Below are 5,305 nucleotides of genomic sequence, written 5' to 3'. Positions count from 1 at the left end.
TAAGCTTGAAAGCCTTACATTACAAGCTTGTTCAAGTCTTGGTTTATTTTGTGCTTACCCAGAGTGACAAATGAGGGTTACCCCTCTTTTATCACTTTAGGCAGAAAGTATGTAGAATAGAAGTAGATACTACTGTATGAAAGTGAGTATGTCAGTTGCAAGAGAAGCTCGACCGACAATCCGATTTGTAGATGAGTATTGCCAACTGTTTAGGGGACTGTTCCCAGAGGTAAGGAGCGCGCGAAGCCTTCAAGCTATTGCATCTGGGGATGATAAGTGAGATCAAACGTAAATCACTGCCTGCTATAGCTAAAGCTGTTGGGCTAGATAATCATCAAAACTTGCATCACTTTTTAACCGAATCTCCTTGGACAGCCCAACAGTTGCGCGAACACCGCCTAGGGTTAATGCTCAAAGTATTGAATGGAAGAGCAATGATTCTGCTAATAGATGAAACTGGAGATTGCAAGAAAGGGCGAAGTACCGATTATGTCAAACGACAATACATTGGGAATGTAGGCAAAAAGGAAAATGGCATAGTCGCAGTCACTGCCTATGGATTAGTTGCAGGCATGATTCTACCGCTTTGTTTTGAGGTGTACAAACCGCGAGAACGACTTAAAGCAGGAGATGAGTATTACAGCAAGCCGCAAATAGCCGCGACGATGATTCGGCAACTGCAAGCGATGGGATTTAAGTTTGAACTGGTATTAGCCGATAGCCTCTACGGTGAGAGTAAGCTCAACGCGCGTCAATGTCCTGGATGAGTTGAAACTGCCTTACATCTTAGCAATTCGTAGCAACCATGCCCTGTGGCTACCCCAGGACAAGGAAGTGGTTCAACAACCGTGGCAGAAATTTGAACGCACCTTTAGCAATGGCACCACCGAAATCCGCTACATGGCGCTCGGTGATTTATGGTCAACGCCATCGCCAGCAGTATTGGCTCTTGACCACTGACCCCAAAACCTTACCAGACAATTCAACTTCGTTTGTCATGGTCGCTGCACCTAGGGTGAAACTAAGCGAGATTGGCGACAGCTATGGATTTAGAACTTGGATTGAATACGGACTCAAGCAGTCCAAAGATGCTTTAGGCTGGGCAGATTTCCGCATGACCCACTATGACTAGATTGAGAAGTGGTGGGAAATGGTGATGAGTGCTTTCTTAATGGTTAGTTTATTCGCTGAGACCTTTAATGATTCATGTCCTTTAGCTCATCAACACTTTGTTCGACATCCCTGGTGGAACAATCAGAGCGGTTGGAAACCTCTGCTCAATAATTTGCGTTTAATTATCCAACCGTTAATTTGTTTCAACTGGCTGAAGCGATGGTTAAAGGTGTTTCCTATTACTCCATTGCAGTTTGGCTTTGAGCGACTCGTAAGTAAGATGAATCGGTTTGTGTGTCCCGTCGTGCATCAACTCAACTTCCAATTCATATTTTCTTCTGCCTAAAGTGATAAAAGAGGGGTAAGCGTCAAGATATCTTAAAGAAAATAGAGCAATCACTACCGAACATACAGCTTTGTTTTTTGCCAGCTTATAGCCCAGATTTTAATTTAATTGAATTAGTATGGCATTCCTGTAAAGCTCGCTGGGGGGATACTCCCCCCAGCAGACTTTACGTAAAGAGTTCATTGCCCATCGATTATTTGAAGGAGTCAATCAACTTCAAGAAATCCTAGATAGATTGCTCAATCGAGGAGAGCTAGTAATTAACTGGAACAGAAGTATGCAGAATAAAGGTAATAAAGCTATTGCAAGTTAGATATCTATCAGCTTAACTATATCAACAACATGAGTGATTATTGCAAGCACTGTATCTATAACCCGCGCAGTCGCCCTGGAGATAAGGCTTGTCCCTTCAACTTCTTTTATTGGGACTTCCTGGCACGTCATTATGACAAGCTCAAGAACAATCATCAGATGTCGTTAATTTTGCGGAATCTAGAACGTATACCACCAGAACAATTACAGCAGATGCACCAACTAGCAGCAGCTTGGCATGAAGCGCAGTAACTTATGTTTATGTTTAGGAAGTTTGGACTACACAACTACTCCTCTGGTTCGGTTGATGAAGATAGTCCACTTTTTGATAGTTCCCAATCTTGCTACTGCCATGTCTCTATTTCTTTGTGCCATTTGCACCTCAATAAAGAAACTATACCCATCACCCCACTGCTAATACGCCTAACTCAGAAGAAGGTTCGGGGACAGGTTCAGCCAAGAGCGTTGACGAGGCAAATTCTCCCAATCGTGCGTGAGCAACAGCTGTTGGATGAATACTGTCGCCGAACAAATACTCATCTGGGTTTGTACAAGTGATTGCGGTGACCGGATCTAAGCAGGGTTCAGTCACATTTGTCAAACCAAATTCTGCTGGGTTAGTGATGGCTGCCCGAAATAAAGAATCAGTTGCCAAAGGTATTAAGTTGATTCCTTCGTAGGTCTGGCTCAAATTGTTAAGGGTTGTGGCTAAACTGAAGTTATGTGCTTGGCTCAACTGAGTTAATGCATTAGAAACATCTGGATCCAAGCTAAGCATAAGAGGACAGCAGCATGGGAAGGCATCTAGCCAATCAATCTTAGTTACGGGAGATTGGAAACATCTCGCGCACGCAGCGCCTCCAATTCAGATAGGCTCAAAACACCTCCTTTGCCCGTGGGCGCGCCAAAAATACGCATATTGTCCAAGAAACCATCAAACGGACGATCTCTGACCTGATTCGGAATGCTGGGGCGGCGGTCTCTGTTGCCTATACCAAGTCCGGTCGGTTCACTATTAACTGTCCCCTTGTTCAAGGTTAAACTGTCAATCAGGATCGCTGGCGAAGTTCTCGTGCCTTTGTAGAACTTAACGTTATTGCTCGTGAGCGTTCCATCGTAGCTAACCGCAAAAAACACCCAAGTATTCTGCTCTTGGTAAGACGCAGTTGTCGTGGATAATTCACTGCCATCAAGCAGCAAAGTGAGTTTGCCAGGATCAACTGGACCATTGACATTGCGACCACCGTAAAGCTCAAATCCGCCTTGCGGGGAAATACTGTCATTATGATTGTCAAACAATCTAGCGAAATTTCCCACCGTTTGACCCGGTACTGTTTTGAACCAGCCTTGCAGCGTAAATGAGGCAAGTTTGTCAATTCCATCCAGGTCGCTTTGGTTAGCGATGCCACCAGCATTGGGCGAGCCATCCCCCCGACCCATATAACGAGAAGCGGTATTATCGAAGGCGCGGTCCCCGTCAAGACCGGATACGCCCGCACCAGCAGACGAATGCAGGTCAGTAGCTGCTCCCGCAGCATTGCTCAGAGACAGCGAGTAGTTTGGACAAGAACTCTTAGCTGTTGTGCCGGTAGAGTTGAACTTGTATTCCATGATTGGAGTAGCGGCTTGCGCTTTCATGCCAAAACTAAAGATGAGGCTAGCCACAAGCAATCCTTTGATATCCAGGCATGGAAGTAGATTGGGATGAACAAAAGCTCGTAGCCACGCATTAGAAGGAAAGTTTTTATTTTTCATTACAACTACCTTTTGGGTTAAGAAAAGTGGAGAGAAGTTAAAGCATTACTAATATGACTTACGTGTTGCAACCAAAACCCTCATGTGTACTAGGCGCTCATTTTCTTTTGGCAAGGTTTTATCGGATGTAGTCAAGTAGAGTTTTGTAAACAAATTCCTTTTCACTTCGATTTAGCATCTTCTCTAATTATGAATCGATTAAATACAGTAAAGTTACTGAATTATCTGCTTCAATAAAAGCGCAAAGTTCAGTATTTTTACTGTTGTAGACGCGACTACGCTCACCACAACTATGTTATGCGGGTAACAGCCGACAAAAACTGAGAAGGTTTCATGAGCATAGTGAATGCTGCTCTATTTGAACCGATGAAAGCTTGTTTTGAACTTTCATTGGTTCAAATAGAGGCTGAAAGCCTCATCAAATGAGAGGTTCAGCTCTAATTAGAGTCTGGTAACTTAGCTATGTTTGCCTTTACCTGCGGTTGCTAGCCGAAACTAGCAAAAGTGAAGTAGTTAGCGCTAAGACTCAAATCCGCATCCCCTTGAACAATCGCAATCAGTTCGTCAACCTCACAGGCAGGCTGGTTCAGAAACAGCGCTGTCCCTGCTAATGAATTGCTGGGAGAAAAACCCAAAGTGTAGTCCGCTGCTGTCCCTTTCAGCTCGATAATATCTTGGCTAGTGTTGAAGTCAGTAATTAGCGCATAGTCATTCGTACCGGCAGTGGTCTTCTGACCGTCATCGTAGTAAGCTAATAGACATTTAATTTGCAATAACCTTGTTACCTTTGTTCTGGATGCTTCTGTGCCAGTTAATTACTAACTCTCCCTCATTAAGCAATCTCCCTAGGATTTCTTGAAGTTGGTTGACTCCTTCAAATAACCGATGGGCAATAAACTCTTTACGTAAAGTCTGCTGGGGGGATACTCCCCCCAGCGAGCTTTACAGGAATGCCATACTAATTCGATTAAATTGAAGTCTGGACTGTAAGCTGGTAAGAAACAAAGCTGTATATTCGGTAATAATTGCTCTACTTTCTCCATAGTATCTTGACGCTTGTGATAGCTGGCGTTATCTAAAATAACTAAAACTCTCGGACCTATCCGTTCATAAAGCTCGTCTTTATTTCCTTGACGGGTCCATTCAGCTTTAATAAACTTGTTCAGCTTTTCCAAAGACTCAAAAAAACTCTCGCCATCACCTTTATCCACAAAAAAGCTTAGACTTTTTCTGTCATGATAACGCAGTCCACCCATCACGTTTATTTGCCCTCGGCGTGCGTTTACCTGTCACTTTTTGTCTCTTTCCTCGAAGTGTCCAGCACTTCCGTCGTATTACCCTTAAACTGAAACCAGTCTCGTCCCAAAACCATACTTGAAAAAACTCTGGTGCTACAACTCCAGCTTTCAAATAAGTCTTTAGCTTCTCCCGAAATATTGTTCTTTCTGCCTGATTTTGCTGAGATTTTAAGCTGTATAGCTCTTTTGTCAGTTTCCGAAATCAACAAATAGTAAATAAAGTCTTTCATCCAGAAGAATAAAAGGGTTTGAATTGATTCATTCTGCTAATTAGGTAATTAAATCCAAGCAATAAGTTGGAGTTGGGGAAAATATCTAACCAAGGAGAAAATAACCAAAATAATAAGAGTGGTTGGACAACTAATCGCAGATTATTTAGAACATTTTTCCATCCGCTTGCATGGTTCCATTGTTGATGGTTAGAAAAATCTATCATATTACTTTTTTGACTCTCAGTTTCAATTTGAGCAGATTGCTTTAG

The 5,305-nt window shown here is 43.0% G+C and carries 4 protein-coding genes and 4 pseudogenes; 3 read left to right on the top strand and 5 right to left on the bottom strand.

What is annotated here, in order from left to right; translation table 11 throughout:
* Window positions 1-148 precede the first annotated feature (148 nt).
* From C7B70_RS24935 to C7B70_RS24925, 3 genes and pseudogenes are all read left to right on the top strand, one after another.
* Window positions 149-1,459, top strand: a pseudogene (locus C7B70_RS24935) (IS701 family transposase).
* A 17-nt stretch (window positions 1,460-1,476) separates the two neighbouring features.
* A pseudogene (locus tag C7B70_RS24930) lies at window positions 1,477-1,772 on the top strand (transposase); the annotation flags it as partial.
* Between the two features lie 29 nt (window positions 1,773-1,801).
* Complete coding sequence (locus C7B70_RS24925; protein WP_199192556.1) at window positions 1,802-2,023, top strand: hypothetical protein; 222 nt, start codon at window positions 1,802-1,804, stop codon at window positions 2,021-2,023.
* 151 nt (window positions 2,024-2,174) lie between these two features.
* On the opposite strand, the gene C7B70_RS24920 is transcribed toward C7B70_RS24925, so the two are convergent.
* From C7B70_RS24920 to C7B70_RS24895, 5 genes and pseudogenes are all read right to left on the bottom strand, one after another.
* Window positions 2,175-2,549 (bottom strand): SGNH/GDSL hydrolase family protein, encoded by a 375-nt coding sequence (locus C7B70_RS24920; RefSeq protein ID WP_106371575.1) that lies wholly within the window; start codon window positions 2,547-2,549, stop codon window positions 2,175-2,177.
* 44 nt (window positions 2,550-2,593) lie between these two features.
* Window positions 2,594-3,526 (bottom strand): hypothetical protein, encoded by a 933-nt coding sequence (locus C7B70_RS24915; protein ID WP_106371574.1) that lies wholly within the window; start codon window positions 3,524-3,526, stop codon window positions 2,594-2,596.
* A 485-nt stretch (window positions 3,527-4,011) separates the two neighbouring features.
* Complete coding sequence (locus C7B70_RS24910) at window positions 4,012-4,299, bottom strand: hypothetical protein (protein ID WP_106371573.1); 288 nt, start codon at window positions 4,297-4,299, stop codon at window positions 4,012-4,014.
* A gap of 72 nt (window positions 4,300-4,371) precedes the next feature.
* A pseudogene (locus tag C7B70_RS24905) lies at window positions 4,372-4,794 on the bottom strand (transposase); the annotation flags it as partial.
* A gap of 256 nt (window positions 4,795-5,050) precedes the next feature.
* Window positions 5,051-5,305 (bottom strand): annotated as a pseudogene (locus tag C7B70_RS24895) (IS701 family transposase); the annotation flags it as partial.

The sequence above is a fragment of the Chlorogloea sp. CCALA 695 genome, from assembly GCF_003003885.1.
Classification (GTDB): domain Bacteria; phylum Cyanobacteriota; class Cyanobacteriia; order Cyanobacteriales; family Chroococcidiopsidaceae; genus Aliterella.
This window is presented reverse-complemented; position numbering and strand designations above follow the sequence as displayed.